Annotated in this window: 12 protein-coding genes; 6 read left to right on the top strand and 6 right to left on the bottom strand. The window is 44.0% G+C overall.

Annotated features, from left to right (window positions below; translation table 11 throughout):
- The first annotated feature begins 560 nt into the window (after nucleotides 1-560).
- Entirely contained in the window at nucleotides 561-1,904 is a 1,344-nt protein-coding gene (locus AC23P2_RS27190; RefSeq protein WP_487776109.1) for a CotH kinase family protein, read from the top strand.
- A 14-nt stretch (nucleotides 1,905-1,918) separates the two neighbouring features.
- Here the strand turns inward: AC23P2_RS27190 and AC23P2_RS27195 are convergent, their stop codons facing one another.
- Nucleotides 1,919-2,839, bottom strand: coding sequence for a ClpXP adapter SpxH family protein (locus tag AC23P2_RS27195; RefSeq protein ID WP_487776110.1), 921 nt, complete (start codon nucleotides 2,837-2,839; stop codon nucleotides 1,919-1,921).
- A 262-nt stretch (nucleotides 2,840-3,101) separates the two neighbouring features.
- Between AC23P2_RS27195 and AC23P2_RS27200 the strand changes: the two genes are divergently transcribed.
- Nucleotides 3,102-3,467 carry a winged helix-turn-helix transcriptional regulator gene (locus AC23P2_RS27200; protein WP_028522241.1) on the top strand — a complete coding sequence of 122 codons (366 nt, stop codon included), beginning with the start codon at nucleotides 3,102-3,104 and terminating at the stop codon, nucleotides 3,465-3,467.
- 22 nt (nucleotides 3,468-3,489) lie between these two features.
- Here the strand turns inward: AC23P2_RS27200 and AC23P2_RS27205 are convergent, their stop codons facing one another.
- The 3 genes from AC23P2_RS27205 to AC23P2_RS27215 form a co-directional block, all read right to left on the bottom strand.
- On the bottom strand, nucleotides 3,490-4,299 hold the full coding sequence (locus AC23P2_RS27205; RefSeq protein ID WP_487776111.1) for a ThuA domain-containing protein: 810 nt from the start codon (nucleotides 4,297-4,299) through the stop codon (nucleotides 3,490-3,492).
- 24 nt (nucleotides 4,300-4,323) lie between these two features.
- On the bottom strand, nucleotides 4,324-5,097 hold the full coding sequence (locus AC23P2_RS27210; RefSeq protein WP_487776112.1) for a hypothetical protein: 774 nt from the start codon (nucleotides 5,095-5,097) through the stop codon (nucleotides 4,324-4,326).
- A gap of 62 nt (nucleotides 5,098-5,159) precedes the next feature.
- Entirely contained in the window at nucleotides 5,160-5,717 is a 558-nt protein-coding gene (locus AC23P2_RS27215) for a helix-turn-helix domain-containing protein (protein ID WP_487776113.1), read from the bottom strand.
- 497 nt (nucleotides 5,718-6,214) lie between these two features.
- Here AC23P2_RS27215 and AC23P2_RS27220 point away from each other — a divergent pair, with 497 nt between their 5' ends.
- The 3 genes from AC23P2_RS27220 to AC23P2_RS27230 all read left to right on the top strand — a co-directional run bounded on the left by AC23P2_RS27220 (nucleotide 6,215) and on the right by AC23P2_RS27230 (nucleotide 11,136).
- Nucleotides 6,215-8,446 carry a hypothetical protein gene (locus AC23P2_RS27220; protein ID WP_487776114.1) on the top strand — a complete coding sequence of 744 codons (2,232 nt, stop codon included), beginning with the start codon at nucleotides 6,215-6,217 and terminating at the stop codon, nucleotides 8,444-8,446.
- Nucleotides 8,447-8,477: 31 nt separating this feature from the next.
- Complete coding sequence (locus tag AC23P2_RS27225; protein WP_487776115.1) at nucleotides 8,478-9,863, top strand: DUF3748 domain-containing protein; 1,386 nt, start codon at nucleotides 8,478-8,480, stop codon at nucleotides 9,861-9,863.
- A gap of 79 nt (nucleotides 9,864-9,942) precedes the next feature.
- Nucleotides 9,943-11,136, top strand: coding sequence for an alpha/beta hydrolase family protein (locus tag AC23P2_RS27230; protein ID WP_487776116.1), 1,194 nt, complete (start codon nucleotides 9,943-9,945; stop codon nucleotides 11,134-11,136).
- A gap of 248 nt (nucleotides 11,137-11,384) precedes the next feature.
- Here the strand turns inward: AC23P2_RS27230 and AC23P2_RS27235 are convergent, their stop codons facing one another.
- Nucleotides 11,385-12,659 (bottom strand): DUF349 domain-containing protein, encoded by a 1,275-nt coding sequence (locus AC23P2_RS27235; RefSeq protein WP_487776117.1) that lies wholly within the window; start codon nucleotides 12,657-12,659, stop codon nucleotides 11,385-11,387.
- A gap of 80 nt (nucleotides 12,660-12,739) precedes the next feature.
- On the opposite strand from AC23P2_RS27235, the gene ettA reads away from it, so the two are divergent.
- A complete protein-coding gene (gene ettA, locus AC23P2_RS27240) occupies nucleotides 12,740-14,410 on the top strand; it encodes an energy-dependent translational throttle protein EttA (protein ID WP_472486908.1) in 1,671 nt (556 codons plus the stop codon).
- Nucleotides 14,411-14,466: 56 nt separating this feature from the next.
- Here ettA and AC23P2_RS27245 read toward each other — a convergent pair whose 3' ends face one another.
- Nucleotides 14,467-15,297 carry an HNH endonuclease family protein gene (locus tag AC23P2_RS27245; protein WP_487776118.1) on the bottom strand — a complete coding sequence of 277 codons (831 nt, stop codon included), beginning with the start codon at nucleotides 15,295-15,297 and terminating at the stop codon, nucleotides 14,467-14,469.
- Nucleotide 15,298 lies beyond the last annotated feature (1 nt).

Here is a 15,298-nt window from a genome sequence, read left to right on the forward strand (position 1 = left end):
TAGTTTGGGTTCGCAAAACAAAGCTACTTCTTTACCCTTTATTTTTTATAATTTGTCAAAATCATAGCGAACCATTGATAAAGAAAACAAAACTTTCCTATCCAAACAGCACCACGACTACCTCAAAAAAGATTTCAAACACTCCTACCCCATAGACCTTATCCCACAGCACTTTTAATTACTTCAAGAAAGATTTCAAACATTTTACCGCACCAAAAACACCCAACTAATTCCATTCATCCTTTAAAGAGCGTAACATTAAAACCAGCCTCCAAGAGCCATCAGCATCACAGCAAAAACAAGGTTACAAAAACAAATCCCCCATCGTTATTTCATTTTGTACCAGCGAAGTCGCGTACTTATTTTTTTTCGCGCTGTATCCTCATAATCAGCCAATTTTGATATAAAAATCCAGGTTTTGGCTGATAATAGATACAGATTCCGCCCACAATCACTTTCAAAGAATAACAATGGAATGGGATAACTTACTTTTTTGAGGACTTAAACGAGTAGAGAACAGCCTCCCTCTACCTTACTATCCCAAGCCTTGTCCTACGCACATGAATCGTATTATTTTCCTTTGTTTGTTGGTTGCCGTTGTTATTGGTTGCAAAAATGATGCGGATATTTTCCCCGCTAAATTTAGCCAAACCCCTGATTATGAATGGGTCTTTCCAGAGGATCAGGTACGAACCATCACTATTCAAGTGGGACAGGAGAATTGGGATAAAATTCAGCGGGACATGGAATGGCGTACAGCGCGTAAATTTGGCAGTTCCAGCCCTATTCCTGGCGTTACTCCTCCCGTAGGAGCTCCCTTGGATGCCGTTTATGGTGACCCAATTTTTGTGCAAGCCCAAGTTAAACAAGGTGACAATACGTGGAAAAATGTTGGTTTTCGGCTCAAAGGCAACGCATCCCTCAATGGTTCGTGGCGAAGTGGCATCTACAAATTACCCTTTAAGTTGAAGTTCGACGAATGGGAAGACCAGTACCCCGCCATCAAAAATCAGCGTTTTTATGGCTTTCAAGAACTCTCTTTTGCTCCTAGCTACGGCGACGACTCTTTCCTAAGAGAAAAACTGCTCACCCAACTCTTCCGAAACAACGGCGTCATGGCCTGCAAAGTTGCCTATTATAAAGTTATTCTTGATTTTGGTCAAGGGTTAAAAAACTGCGGAATTTACCAAGTCATTGAAACCGTAGAAGAGCACATGGTAGAAACGCAAAGCGGCAAAAAAATGGGTAACGTATATAAACCTGAGTCGAATATGCAGCAGTTTATTACTAGCCAATTTGAAAAACAAAACAATCAAACTTTGGCCGATTATTCGGACGTAAAACAACTGATTACCACTCTCAATAGCCCTTTACGGGTCATTGACAATGCACAATGGAAGAAGGAGTTAGAAGCGATATTTGATGTAAAAGAGTTTTTGCGGTATTTGGCCGTCAACAATACTGTGGGCAATTGGGACTCGTACGGGGTCTTGACCCACAACTATTTTTTAGCCAATATCGACGGCGTTCTGCACTGGATTCCTTACGACCTCAACTTGTCGTTTCAGATGCGAGGAGGGGCCAACAATTCGCGATTTTCTCTCAGTATGGACATGAAAGAGGTGACGAGTCAGTGGCCTCTGATACGGTATATTATCGACGACCCCGCCTATTTTGCTTATTACAAAGCCGCCGTGAAGGAATTTATTCAGAAAGATTTTAGCCCCCAAGTTATGGGGGCTAAAATCCAGAAACAGAGGGGGATTTTGCAGCCTTACTTTGCAGGAACGGGCGTGGAAGCCCCTCCCTACAGTCATTTAAGAAGCCCTCAAAATGTCGAAATAGCCATCACGGCACTAGAAAAATACATCAATGAAAGGTATCAAGTGGCGCTTGATTTCTAGTTGAAAAATACGCATTACGGCTCTTTTCTCCAAATAGCACCATTTTTGGTGGTGATTTTTGTCAAAATTCCTTGATTAGAAAGCTCATTTAATACTTTTTCGCTTTCATTCCTTGGGGTATTGGAAAGCACCGAAAACTCTTTCGCTGTCAACGATTGATACTTTTTAAAAAGTGCTTCCCAAGTTGTACCATACTCGCTTTTAGTAGCGTTCTCATGAAGTCTCAACACGGCTGTTTCGTAGAAAACATAAGGTTTTGTACCATATACGGTTTCTTGGCTGCCACTGTTGTTGGAAAAAAACATCGTTGGAAACCCTCTTACTCCGTACGTTTTTGCTACCTTCAAATCCTCCTCAAAAAGTGCTTTTGCTTTTCCTTCAAAATCCGTTTTTAGCTGTGCCACGTCCAACCCTACTTTTTTTGCAGCGGCGGCGAGGTGCTCCCATTGGGTGATGTTTTTCTTCTGTAAAAAAACCATTTCCCGTATCTCTCTTAAAAACAAAATCGCTTTTTCGTTACTCTGCATTTGCGCTGCTTTGAAGGCAATCGACGGCGGATAAGACGAATGCAAAGGAGATTCTAACCAAACATCACCGTCGATGGGCATATCATAATGCACGCTCACTTCGTCCCAGTGGTGCGCCACGTCTGAAGGCTTGCTAATTCCGCCGCTGTTGTAGCTCCAATCGGGCAACAAACCTCCCATGCGGTATTCGATTTCGAGGTTACTGCCGTATTCCAATTTTAGTTTTCGCAACTGTGGCTCTATTCCCCAGCACGAAGAGCAAATTGGGTCAGTAAAATAGACGACTTTTACTGGTTTTTGGGTCTGCGTAGTGGCAACGTTCAGGTTGTCAGTCGCGTCTGGAAGTCCACAAATTCCCGCTACGGGATCACACAAAAGCGGATTACTGTTTACTGTTTCGTTGGCCATTGTTTTGTTTTTTGGTTGTGCTTGGCAATTAAAAAAAACGGCTACCAAGACAATTGCTACACTATATATTTTCATTTTGAGTTGATAGTCAAGAATAATGTACCCCAAAAAGCACACTCATTTGCTTGATTTTTAAGTCCGATACAAAGATAAAATCGAGACGGTTTACAATTGTTATGCGTTTCCTTTTAGAAACTACTTTCCTGTTAGAAACTACCCCCTTTTTTTGATACCTTTGTTTTACCACTTTGAACTTTACAGCATGAAAAAAGAAGCAAGTCTGAACACTACGGCCATTTGCAAAACCCGTATTGGGGCTATTAAAGACACGATGGAAATACTGTCAGGAAAATGGAAAATCCACATTTTGGGCACACTCATGCAAAGTGAGAAAATGCGTTTTATGGATTTATTGAGAGAGGTAGATGGTATAGCAGCAAAAATGCTTTCAAAAGAATTGCAAGACATGGAAATGAACCATCTGATACGTCGTACCGTGCTCGACACCAAGCCCATTACGGTCGAATATGAAGTGACCGAATACGGAAAAACCTTAGAACGTATCATTGACGAAATAGCGCAATGGGGAATTGAGTACAGAAAATCCATCTATGAAATGTCTAAGTGACGAATTAGCACCGTCGCTATGTTCACTTTCCCTTTCCAAAACCCAATAAAGCATTCATTACAAAACGGTTTTGGGTTTCGTTCTCAAACGTAAACGACAATTCTTTGTTGGTTTTGTTTTCGTAGTCAATGTCGTTATGCCCCATGTTGAGGTACAACATTCGGTAGTTTTTGTTGCGCCACGCCACGGGGTAATAGCCGCTGTGCCAAATCTCGTGCGGCTTAGGTCCCGTACCCAATGGAAAACTAGCGGGGTCAATCGACAACAGAATTTCAATATCAGGATTTTGCCGTAAGTCATGCTCCCAGCGGTACCATTCGTTGGGGGCTGTGGTAAAAGTTGTGGGGAGGTTTTTGGTTGAAAAGTGCTTTTTGGTTTCGACTTTTAGCACCGCCGACGTCGGCCGCCACGTATTGCTCTTGTATTGCCCCGACCCCAAAAATGTTTCGTGGTACCAATCCCAATCTTGCGGATACTTAGACGGCGTTAGGGCAAAGGCGGCAAAATGAAACCCAATCCATGCCCCCCTTTTTTTCATGTATTCTTCAAACGCCTGCCGTTGACTGGGTTTGTCTGGGCGCGTATCTAAGAACAAAACTACCTGATAATTAGATAAATAATCAGCATTTAGGTTATCCCAATTGGACGTAGTATCGTATTGAAAATGGTACTTCTCCGCCATTTTTGGAAAGAAACGATTTGCTTCTTTGACAAAACTAACGTGTGCTTGGTCGTTTTTGCCCGTAAAAAAAGCAACCACTTTAAACGATTGGGCACCAGCGTATTCCGCAGCCGTACAGCACAGCATCAAGGCAAAGAAGCATATTTTCATTTTGTCATTATTTAAATTCTACCCTTAGGGTTCGTAAATGTATTCTCCATCGGCCATAAATTTGTTATCAACATACAGTTTATAGGTCGCAGGAAAACCCGAAACGGCGTCGTAGGTGTACTCATACCGCCATACGTTGGCTTTGTTTCCGTTGGCATCTAAGCTAAAATTGGCCGTTACGTTATTTGGGCTTGGCCAACTTGGATTCCAATAGGGAATATTCAGCTTCCTCAACGGGCTTGGCTTGGCATCATACTCCCAGTACGAACCTCCCCAAAAAAGCAAATTTCCCCGTTGGTCGTATTCATAGACCGTTACACCATTCGTTTGCCCATCGGGCGTAAACCTTTCACTTTTCAAAAGTTTCCCCGAATTATCGTAGCTATTCAATTGGTACGAACTGACTTCTTTGGGGTTGTTCATCGAATACGTAATGACTTTGGAAGGATAAGGCTGGTTGAATGCGTACTCGTATTTAGTGATCCATTGCAGTGCAAGCGGCTTACCTGGCGCAGGAAAAGTGCTTAAATGAAGCGGATGCGACGACCAATATTCTTGTTTGACCACCTTACTCCCTTCGTATTCATAACGCCATGACTCCCAGACGTTACGACCATCTGAGTAATACTTTTGGATTTCTGTAACATACCCTTGTTTGTTGTACAAAAACGCCATCTGTAGCTTTCCATTTTCGCGTATCTCGCTGATTTTGGGGCCGATGTTACTCAAGGGCGATGGGTTGTTTCCACAACCCATCAACCAGCAAGTGATTGCTATCAAGAAATAGATTTTTTTCATGGGGAAGTTTCTTTCAACCATGACGCAAATCAAGCCCCTCAGGTTGGATTCAAACCCAAATTTCAGGAAGCGGCCCTTGCTTCCATCTGAAACTTTTTGGGAGTCAGTCCAAAGTGCTTCTGAAACATCTTGTTAAACTTAATGCTCGATTTGTCACCGTAACCAATCATTTTGGCAATTTCTTTTGCTTTATGCCCTTTTCGGAGCAAATCAGCCGCATAGTCCATCTTTTTATCAATATACAATTGGTAAAAAGACTTACCATAGACGGTTTTAAAGATTTGTTGAAAGTTTAACAAACTGATACTGTGCTCTTTGACAATATCCTTGATGTTGGCCGAGGTACTAAAATCGGTGTCAGAAATGTACTGTCGATAAATGTCTTCTACGAGCTGCGCTTCTTTCAGGCGCTTTTCTTTTTTTCTAGGGGTTAAATCAGGTTCTGCATCACTCATTAACGAGGCAATCTCCAGGGGAGACTCAGTAGCGCTAGTTCCTTTGTATTCTACTTTAAAGGGGATGTGTGCTTTGATAAGGAACTCCATACATTCAGCAACATTGGCCTTATCAATTTCGATGATAAGGGTTTCTCCAGTTAGGTTTGGGTGGATGGTATTCATAACGACATTTCAAAATTATACTTTATTATCACTCTTCAACTGATGGTTTCATCAAAATTAGCCCAAAAGAAACAAATATCCAATAGCAAAAAAGATACGAAACGAAAAAGTAAATAAAATGCCTTTTTGAGCATACAAACATCCTTTTTCTTTGTACAAAATTCGTTAATTTTTTACCTGTTAAATATCTACAACTGCCGCTTTCAAATGTCAAAAAAGCAGCCTATTTCGTTTTAAATGACTAATAAACAACAAACTAAAGGGCGCAATTATGCACTATTTTTTGGTACTTCCAAACCGTTAAATAAATTCCCACAAACTATTTATCAGGCGTATTTTTTTCAGGGTTATGGCTATTTATCAACCAATATATACAATTCGGACATTAGCTAATGGTATAAAATTATATCGTAACAAAATATCCTTTTGGACAGCGAAATAGTCTTCGCTCCCGCATCCGTCGTATTATAGATATTTATTTTTCTGATAAGCCAACTATGCGTTTCACTTCCACACTTGCATTATTACTAACATTTTGGGCAACATTTCCTTCGCTATCTCAAAAACTGCGCCCAACGGCCTACACCGACCAGCCATACCTCCAAGATTATAGCATCAAATACTATGTTCAGGATAGTTCGGTGCAGCTTCGTAAAATCCTTACCGACAAAGACGGACGGATACGAATTTTGACTTCGGCAGGGCTCATGCAGCCCCACGGGGGACAATTCCAGTATCCAGGCCAACTTCGCCCAGACCGCTCATACCTCCCCATGACTAGCCGAAAAATAGCGGATATGGCACTTCTCCAAGGTCAACTGGTCTTTGTGGACGACCGTGCGGTGTTGAGCAACGCGTGGGCAGGAAAAGTCTATGCACCACATTCGCTTGGCTCAGCCCTGAAATTGGCGGCAGCTTCCAACTTTACGTTTTTGGTTGCCAGTGCCCAACGGCTTACATTATTGCAAAACAATGCAGTTGTGGACACAAAGACCGTCCCAAGTCAGCCCATTTTGGATATGGTGTTTGATCCTTCTCGGAACCGTTTTTTGATGCTCACCTCGCAGCAGATTATCTCCTATTCAGTGGTAACCAAAGAAGTAAAAACCGAATTTCAGGGCAATAATCTGAGCTGTTTTACTTTGGCCAAAGACTCCCTATTCGTAGGTACTTCAAACGGCTATTTTTCAGTTTCGGTCCTTACTTTCAAGGCCAGTGCGCTTCAAGAAAAACTACCTTGTCCACAACTGACCGCCCTTGCTTACATCAACGACAAACTATGGCTAGGCTCTACCAAGGGGGCATTTATGCGTCGGCCAGAAGGTGGCTTTAACTATTATTATGGCGAACGTTGGATTCCTAGCAATCGGGTTGTGAGCATTGCAGCAGGGCCAAACCAAACCGTTCAACTACTTACCGACAAAGGCGTAGGCGAAATTCATTTTGACAAAATGACCCTCCATGACAAAGCCATGGTCTATGAAAAACAGGTACGGCAGCGCCACATTCGTTATGGTTTCAACTGCGACGTTTCTACTTTAAAAAATGGCGATTTATCCACCTTTGAAATGGGACAACGCGACAGCGACAACCTCTGGACGTCGATGTACCTCGTTAGCCAGCTTTTTCGATACAAAGTGACGGGAGAAAAAGTAGCCCTCGACAACTGCCTAGAATCGTTTGAAGCCATGCAACGACTCTTTAGCATTACCAGCATGAAAGGGTACTTTGCCCGAGGGTTTGAACGCCACGGACACCATAAATTTAAGGCCGTTCCGTGGGATGGTGGCATGACCAACGGCTGGGTACAGGCCAAAGACAGCGTGTGGGATTGGCGCGGTACCACCAGTAGCGACCAAACCGTGGGACAAATGTTTGCCCTGACCCTGTTGGCACAAAACCTAGACGGTGAAGTCAAACAAAAAGCCATTACTTTGATGGACGAATTGATGACCTACATCATCGAAAATGACTGGTATTTGATTGATTTTGACGGAAAACCTACCCTTTGGGGAAAGTGGAATCCTGCCTATGTCAATGGATTTTCCAAAACCGTTGGCGATCGCAAATTGTACTCTTCCAACATCATCGGTTTTTTACAAACAGCTTATCATTTTACCAAAAAAGAGATTTATAAACAAAAGGCGTATGAGTTAATGCAAAAACACGGCTACCTAGAAAACCTCATGCGCCCGATGGCTGACATTGGCCGCGTTGATGAACACGAAGGAAAGCTTGCGGCCGAACTTTCGGAAGAGTGGAATCACTCCGACGACGAAATGTATTTTTTGGCGTACTGGTGTTTGTATCCGTACGCGTTTACCCCTGAGCTAAAAAAACAATACCTTCACGCCATCAAAGAGCATTGGAATTTTGAACGCCCCGAGAAAAATGGCTTGTGGAATTTGTGTTATGCCATGACAGGGGCGCAACAATTTGACCAAAAAGAAACGATTTGGTACTTAAAAGAATTTCCGCTAGACATGGTCGAATGGCAGGTTATAAATAGTCACCGCAAAGACCTTGTGTCGGTTCCTGCCAATTTTCGGGGACAAACCATCACGCACGTTCTTCCGCCCGACGAGCGTCCAGAGTTAAAACATAATCGCAATCTTTTCAAGCTCGACCGCCTTGCCAACGGCCAGAGTGAGTTAAGTGCAGGCGATTCCTTTTTATTACCCTATTGGATGGGGCGCTATTTGGGCGTCATCAGCGCTCCAACCCGTTAGCCATTGTCCTACTTATAATGATCCAATTTATATGCGTCTTCTAACAACCGTTTTATGCTTAACCACCCTTGCCATGACTTCTTGCAACAGTAACCAGTATTTAAAAGAAACGCAATTAACCAACGACCTTTCGTACCACCACGACTTGGACAACAACGACAATTTTTCGCCCGATGACCAGTGGTTGGTGTACGACACCCGCACCGATGACGGTGGCATTGCAGCTTCGGCCAAAATCGAAAAAGTTCATACCCAAACAGGGGAGAAAAAAGTACTATACGCCCTGCCCAACAACGCCGCCTGGGGGCCTGGCGCGGGCGCGGTGAGTTATGCCCACACCGAAGCATCCGTGGTGTTTATCCATGGCCTAATGAGTGTGACCGCCGCCAACCCTTATCAACAGTGGCGACGGACAGGAATTATCATCAAAGACCAAGCGCCCAATATTCCTATTTATATGGATGCCCGTGACGTAACGCCGCCTTTTACCGCTGGCGCACTGCGCGGAGGCACCCACCGCCACGAATGGAGTGGCGACGGGAATTGGATCGGTTATACCTACAATGATGCCATCCTGAGGGGACTTGAGGACAAAACGCACCAAAAACACAACCTCCGCACCATCGGCGTGTCGAAACGCGGACATTCAGTGACCGTTTCTAAAACAACCAATGGCGAAGATGTATCGAGCGACTGGTTTAGCGCCGTGGTCGTGCGGGTAACTCCTACCCCACAAGCAGGCTCCGACGAAATTAGCCACGCCGCAGGCGATAGTTGGGTAGGTCTAAATGGGTATCTAAAACCCGACGGCCACCGCCAAATAGCGCGGGCTTTTGTGGGAAAAGTAAAAGATAAAAATGGCAAAGACGTTGATGAAGTGTTTATCGTGGACATTCCCAACGACATTACTCAACCTGGCGCGTGGGGGCCACTCGAAGGTACTGACACCACCATGCCCATGCCACCCAAAGGCACAAGCCAACGCCGTCTGACCCACACCGCCGATACTGCTTTTCCAGGATGTACGGGCGTGGTACGTTCGTCGAGTGATGGTAGTTTATTGGCGTTTTTGGCCAAAGACGATAAAGGTGTGCAACAAATTTTCACCCTCTCGCCGCTTGGAGGTACACCCACTCAACTTACCTTTCACCCATCCAATGTAGAAGGGTATTTCAGATGGCACCCTGATGGGCAGCACCTTTGCTACGTTTGGAACGGAAGCATTGTTTTGGTAAAACTTGGAACTGAATCCTTTGAAAATCGGGTACGACTACTGACCCCTTCAAGCAACCCTTCACCTTCCAATTTGGTGTGGTCTCACGACGGTAAAAAGATAGCATTCAACCGTTCGTTAAAAAAACCGCAAACAACGCAAGAAAACAAGCAAGTTTTCATTGTTAATCTTGACAAATTATAGGGTATTTTCAAAATTGGCGGGCAACTTTCTCTAATTTTGTACGTTAAGAATCATAACCCAAACACGATTCAATTTCCGTATGAAACACTTCAAACATTCATTTTACCTGTGGCTCGTAGCGCTGACGGTGATTGTCAGTAGCTGTAGCAAAAACAGTGACCCCACGCCTTCCAACCAGTATTTAGTAAGCAGCGCCCTCGTTGGGGAATTTACCAAAGACCAGCTTGTGCAACGAATAGCGGCAGGAGACCCTGCTTTTGCGCAAATTGCCCCGTTTCTTCAATACGGCATCAAAGTGTATAAAATCGTTTACAAAACGAAAAACACCGATGGCAAGGAAATTCAGGCTTCTGGGGCATTGATTTATCCTGCTGCCAAAACTACCACCTCGGCCCTTATCAGTGTACAACACGGCACCATTCGCTCCGATCAAGAAGCGCCGTCGTACTTTGCGGCCAATTCGGAAGCAAGTTTAGCAGGCTCACTTTTTGCTGCGTTGGGATACATCATCGCTTACCCCGATTACATTGGATATGGTACATCTAATACCGTACCGCATCCTTACGAACACCGCGCCAGTTTGGCATCGGCCTGTTTGGACATGATTCGGGCATCAAAAGAGTTTATTAACCAAGAAAAAATTCAGTGGGATGAACGTCTGTACATTGCGGGCTATTCGGCAGGTGGTTTTGCCACCATGTCGCTTCAAAAGAAAATTGAGGAAGAAGCCAGTACCGAATTCAATCTGAGGGCATCGAGTTGTGGGGCGGGTGCTTACGATAAAACGGCTTTTATGAAGTACATTACCACCAACAAAACCACAGGGGTTGTGGGTTACAACCAACTTTATTTGTGGACATTACTTACTTACGACCGAATCTATGGCCTCAACCGCCCCACGACTCAGTACTTTAAAGACCCTTGGGCAGCCCAGATTCAGTCGTCTAAAGAGAATGCCAATATCAACGTGAGCTTTAATACCATTTTTACCGATGCGTTTGTCAAAGGACTCACCGACGGCTCGGATACGGGTTTTACCAATGCCGTAAAAGACAACGACGTGTACGATTGGAAACCCAAAACACCCACGCGTTTGTACCACGGTGATGCCGACGATTTGGTCTTTTATTTCAATTCACAAAACGCCTTCAACGCTATGAAAGCACGGGGAGCAACCAATGTAGAACTGATTACCCTCAAAGGTAAAAACCACGCTACTGCGGTTCAAGATTTTCTTTTAGGCTCCTACCAATTCTTCTCGTCGATTCAATAGGCATTTGAATTCCAACAAAAATAGAGGCTGTCTCAAAAGTAACAGGTCACAAAATATTCTTTGGTTTTAACCTCATCCCAACCCTTCTCCTTTCTGGAGAAGGGCTCTAAAAGTCCCCCTCTACTGAAAGGCCGCGACGGCGTACCGTGAGGGGGATTTAGGGGGGTGAGGTTGAATAGGTGCCGAGGATAATTTGGTGACAAAAACTTTTGAGACAGCCTCTCATCTAATTCTGCGTAAGTACTAAATTAGATTCGCGTAAGCGCTATTTTATATTCCTCTAAAATCTTCTCCTTCATCGTGATTTTACGGCGCTGGATGTTGATTTTACCCATCACTTGGCGTTCAGCTTCTGGATCAGGCGGCATATTTTGCGCATTGGCAATGGTCACCTCCAAATCGGCTTTTTCACGCTTGATGAGCCATTCCATCTCACGAATTTTGATATTGAGCTGGTCTTGTGGCGTACGAATTTCAAACGCAGGATATTTACGTGAGATAACTCGGGCCAAATAACTCAACTCAAAAATCTTATCGCAAGCCGAACGGAAACGCTCTGCAATATTTTTATCTCCCACTCGGGGTGGAAGACGAATTTCTTTCCATTGGTTCAACAACGTTTTGGCACGTTCTGATGCCTGAATGATGTCGCTCGAACGGGCAAGTTGTTCCGCTTCACGGCACATTTCGCGTTGTTTGGTGACCAGTGGGTTTTCTTGCGGCTGCGTCACAATGCCACGGATACGGTTGATTTTGTCCATAATCCGTTGGTTTGAGCGCTTAAATTGCTTGTACAATTTGGCCGAACGTTTCACTGGGATTTCACCCACGTCTTTCCATTCTGCCCTCACTTGGCGCAAGATGCGGCTTGCTTCGTCAAGGTCATACATACGCATGAGCGAATCCGACTTGGCGATAAGTTCCGTGTAGCGTTCGATACGGTCGGCGATGACGCGGTTTAGTTCCGAGAAGAAATCGCGGCGTTGCTGGAAAAATGTATCCAACAGCAACTGGAATGTGCCTTCAACTTCCTCTTGGTATTCTTTATCAACAGGGCCAGTACGAATCCATTTCGACTTAATTTCTTGCAACATATCCGTTGCGGCTTGCCAATCGTCGTTTTCGACTTGTACGGCCCGCGTTTCATCCAACAAAGCGCGCTTGATTTCCAGGTTTTTTTCTTGGTTGACTTTGATCAAGTCTTCAAGCACCACTTCCAATTTGTCGAGCCGTTCTAGGAGCGGGACAAAATCACCGAGTCCGTCAAAACTGAGCAGTTTTTTGCGTAGCTGCACCAATTTTGTCAGGTAAGAGCCTTTGTTTTGGGCTTCTTCGACATCGTTTTCCAACTGTTCCACCTTACTCGAAGCAATATTGAAGCGATTTTTAAAATAATCAATGGCTTCTTGTTCGGTGCGTTTCACTTCGCCAATTTGGCGGTCTGGGTTCCCTAAATACCCTTTTAAGAATACCTTGCCGTCTGAGACATAGCCGTATTCGTCCATTAAGGTGGCATTTTCCATCACTGGTTTACTTTATTTATCTGCTTTTGAAGGTTTTGGTGGGCAATTTACGATATTTGCCACCACAAATTAAACGAAAAATGAGCAACGAAACTATTATTTTCTCGATGTCGGGGGTAAGTAAAGTAATTCCTCCCAACCGACAAATCATTAAAAACATTTATCTGTCGTTTTTCTATGGTGCTAAGATAGGCGTTTTAGGATTAAATGGCTCAGGAAAATCCACTCTTTTGCGCATCATTGCAGGCATAGACAAAGCTTATACTGGCGAGGTTGTTTTTTCACCAGGGTATTCGGTGGGCTTGCTTGAACAAGAACCCCAATTTGACCCCACCAAGACCGTTCTTGAGGTTGTCCAAGAAGGAACGCAAGAAGTGGTCGATTTATTGAAAGAATTTGATCAAATAAATGAAGCTTTTGGCGATGCCGATGCCGATTTTGATAAATTGCTGGAACGTCAAGGGGAAGTTCAGGAACGTCTTGACGCCCTCGACGCCTGGGATTTGGACAGCAAATTGGAGCGTGCCATGGATGCCCTTCGCTGCCCGCCGTCGGATGCCCTCATTGCTAATTTGTCGGGTGGTGAGAAACGCCGCGTGGCACTTTGCCGACTTTTATTGAAAAAACCTGACGTTCTTCTCCTCGACGAACCTACCAACCACTTGGATGCTGAGTCGGTACTGTGGTTGGAAGAACACCTTCGCCAATACGAAGGAACAGTCATTGCCGTCACGCACGACCGTTATTTCTTGGATAACGTGGCTGGTTGGATTTTGGAACTTGACCGTGGCGAAGGTATTCCTTGGAAAGGAAATTACTCTTCGTGGTTGGAGCAAAAACAAAACCGTTTGGCCAAGGAAGAAAAACAAGAATCAAAACGCCAGAAAACGCTTCAGCGCGAGTTGGAGTGGGTACGCATGGCACCCAAAGCTCGTCAAGCCAAGTCGAAAGCTCGTTTGGGGGCTTACGAAAAACTCTTGGACGAGGACATGAAGCAAAAAGAAGAGAAATTGGAGCTTTTCATTCCATCGGGGCCGCGTTTGGGTAATAAAGTGATTGAGATGGAAGGTGTTTCTAAAGCTTTTGGCGACAAGCTTTTGTTTGAGAATCTTACCTTTTCGCTTCCTCCTGCGGGTATCGTGGGTATTATTGGCCCCAACGGTGCGGGTAAGTCCACTTTGTTCAAACTCATTACGGAGCAAATCAAACCCGACAGCGGCACTACTGTCATTGGTGAAACGGTGCAAATTGCGTACGCCGATCAAGAACACAACCAACTCGACCCCAACAAAACCGTTTACCAACAAATCTCTGATGGAAACGATTGGGTTCTACTCGGTGGTAAACAAAGTAACGCCCGCGCCTACGTAAGCCGTTTTAACTTTACAGGAAGCGATCAAGAAAAGAAAATTGGAAACCTATCGGGGGGAGAACGCAACCGTGTTCACTTGGCGATGATGCTCAAAGAAGGTGGTAACGTGCTACTTCTGGATGAGCCTACCAACGACTTGGACGTCAACACGCTTCGCGCCTTGGAAGAAGCCCTCGAAAACTTCGCTGGTTGTGCCGTGATTATCTCCCACGACCGTTGGTTTTTAGACCGTCTTTGTACGCACATTCTGGCTTTTGAAGGCGATTCGCAGGTCTATTGGTTTGAAGGCAACTTCTCCGACTATGAAGAAAACCGCCGCAAACGTTTAGGAACGGACGTAACACCAAAACGAATTAAGTATAAGAAGCTGATGGCATAAATACAAAACGCTGACGGGATAAAGCCCCGTCAGCGTTTTGCATAAATAGGCTTCGTTTATAAAATTGCATCGAAGTACCTGACCATACCAGCGAATAATGATTTGTCCGCCTTCATAAAGTCAATTTGCTCAATGACCTCTTTTTGAGTTGGTGCATGTGTGATGTGCGGCAACGCTTTTTTAAAGGCTCTGAAGAGTCTAAAAATACCATACCTTACCGATTTCAACTCTATTCGATTAATTCCATAAAAATCTTCCATTGCCTTAATGTAGGGTTGCAAATCTGGGCTTTGGGGGACTATTTTTACTTCTTCTAAAACATCATCGGCCTCATAGGCAATGTAATTTTCAGGATTATCGAAATAAGGGTTTAGCAAATAAGCTTGCTCATCATAATGTTTTTGTAAATACGTTTGAAGTGTGTAATTGGCATTCACATCAATAGGGTCTGGTGAGATATTTTTCACCAATAACTTTATTTCATCTTCCGTTGAGTATGCGCTAACCTGAGGCTCAGGAAATCGTATTCCATTGATAGGAAAATTATCACTTTTATAAATCTGATTGCATATTTGACAGGCATATAAATAATTATCGTAAGTATAAGACAACCACCAATAAATACTTTTAGGCCGATAATGTTCTACATCTCCATGTGCTACGACTTCGGTATTTGCTTCGCAATAGGCACACTTCCCAAAACTCTCTTTTTTAAGTTGTGTCTTTGATAATTTCCAGAAAGTGCTATCAAATTCGATTTTTTCTTTCGAGCCTTTTAATACATCTCGTTGAGCTTTTATCAATTCTATCTCCTTTTCACGTTTTTCTGTTCCGCGATATTTGGCTTTGATTGCTTTCGCTGTTCTGAGACGGAATAAGGAAATCATA

The sequence above is a fragment of the Runella sp. R0.1_18 genome (assembly GCF_057652155.1).

What these genes read in the sequence shown, in the direction of transcription:
- AC23P2_RS27190 (WP_487776109.1), top strand. Translation starts at nt 561, where the DNA reads ATGAATCGTATTATTTTCCTTTGTTTGTTGGTTGCCGTTGTTATTGGT.
- AC23P2_RS27195 (WP_487776110.1), bottom strand. Translation starts at nt 2,839, where the DNA reads ATGGCCAACGAAACAGTAAACAGTAATCCGCTTTTGTGTGATCCCGTA.
- AC23P2_RS27200 (WP_028522241.1), top strand. Translation starts at nt 3,102, where the DNA reads ATGAAAAAAGAAGCAAGTCTGAACACTACGGCCATTTGCAAAACCCGT.
- AC23P2_RS27205 (WP_487776111.1), bottom strand. Translation starts at nt 4,299, where the DNA reads ATGAAAATATGCTTCTTTGCCTTGATGCTGTGCTGTACGGCTGCGGAA.
- AC23P2_RS27210 (WP_487776112.1), bottom strand. Translation starts at nt 5,097, where the DNA reads ATGAAAAAAATCTATTTCTTGATAGCAATCACTTGCTGGTTGATGGGT.
- AC23P2_RS27215 (WP_487776113.1), bottom strand. Translation starts at nt 5,717, where the DNA reads ATGAATACCATCCACCCAAACCTAACTGGAGAAACCCTTATCATCGAA.
- AC23P2_RS27220 (WP_487776114.1), top strand. Translation starts at nt 6,215, where the DNA reads ATGCGTTTCACTTCCACACTTGCATTATTACTAACATTTTGGGCAACA.
- AC23P2_RS27225 (WP_487776115.1), top strand. Translation starts at nt 8,478, where the DNA reads ATGCGTCTTCTAACAACCGTTTTATGCTTAACCACCCTTGCCATGACT.
- AC23P2_RS27230 (WP_487776116.1), top strand. Translation starts at nt 9,943, where the DNA reads ATGAAACACTTCAAACATTCATTTTACCTGTGGCTCGTAGCGCTGACG.
- AC23P2_RS27235 (WP_487776117.1), bottom strand. Translation starts at nt 12,659, where the DNA reads ATGGAAAATGCCACCTTAATGGACGAATACGGCTATGTCTCAGACGGC.
- ettA (WP_472486908.1), top strand. Translation starts at nt 12,740, where the DNA reads ATGAGCAACGAAACTATTATTTTCTCGATGTCGGGGGTAAGTAAAGTA.
- AC23P2_RS27245 (WP_487776118.1), bottom strand. Translation starts at nt 15,297, where the DNA reads ATGATTTCCTTATTCCGTCTCAGAACAGCGAAAGCAATCAAAGCCAAA.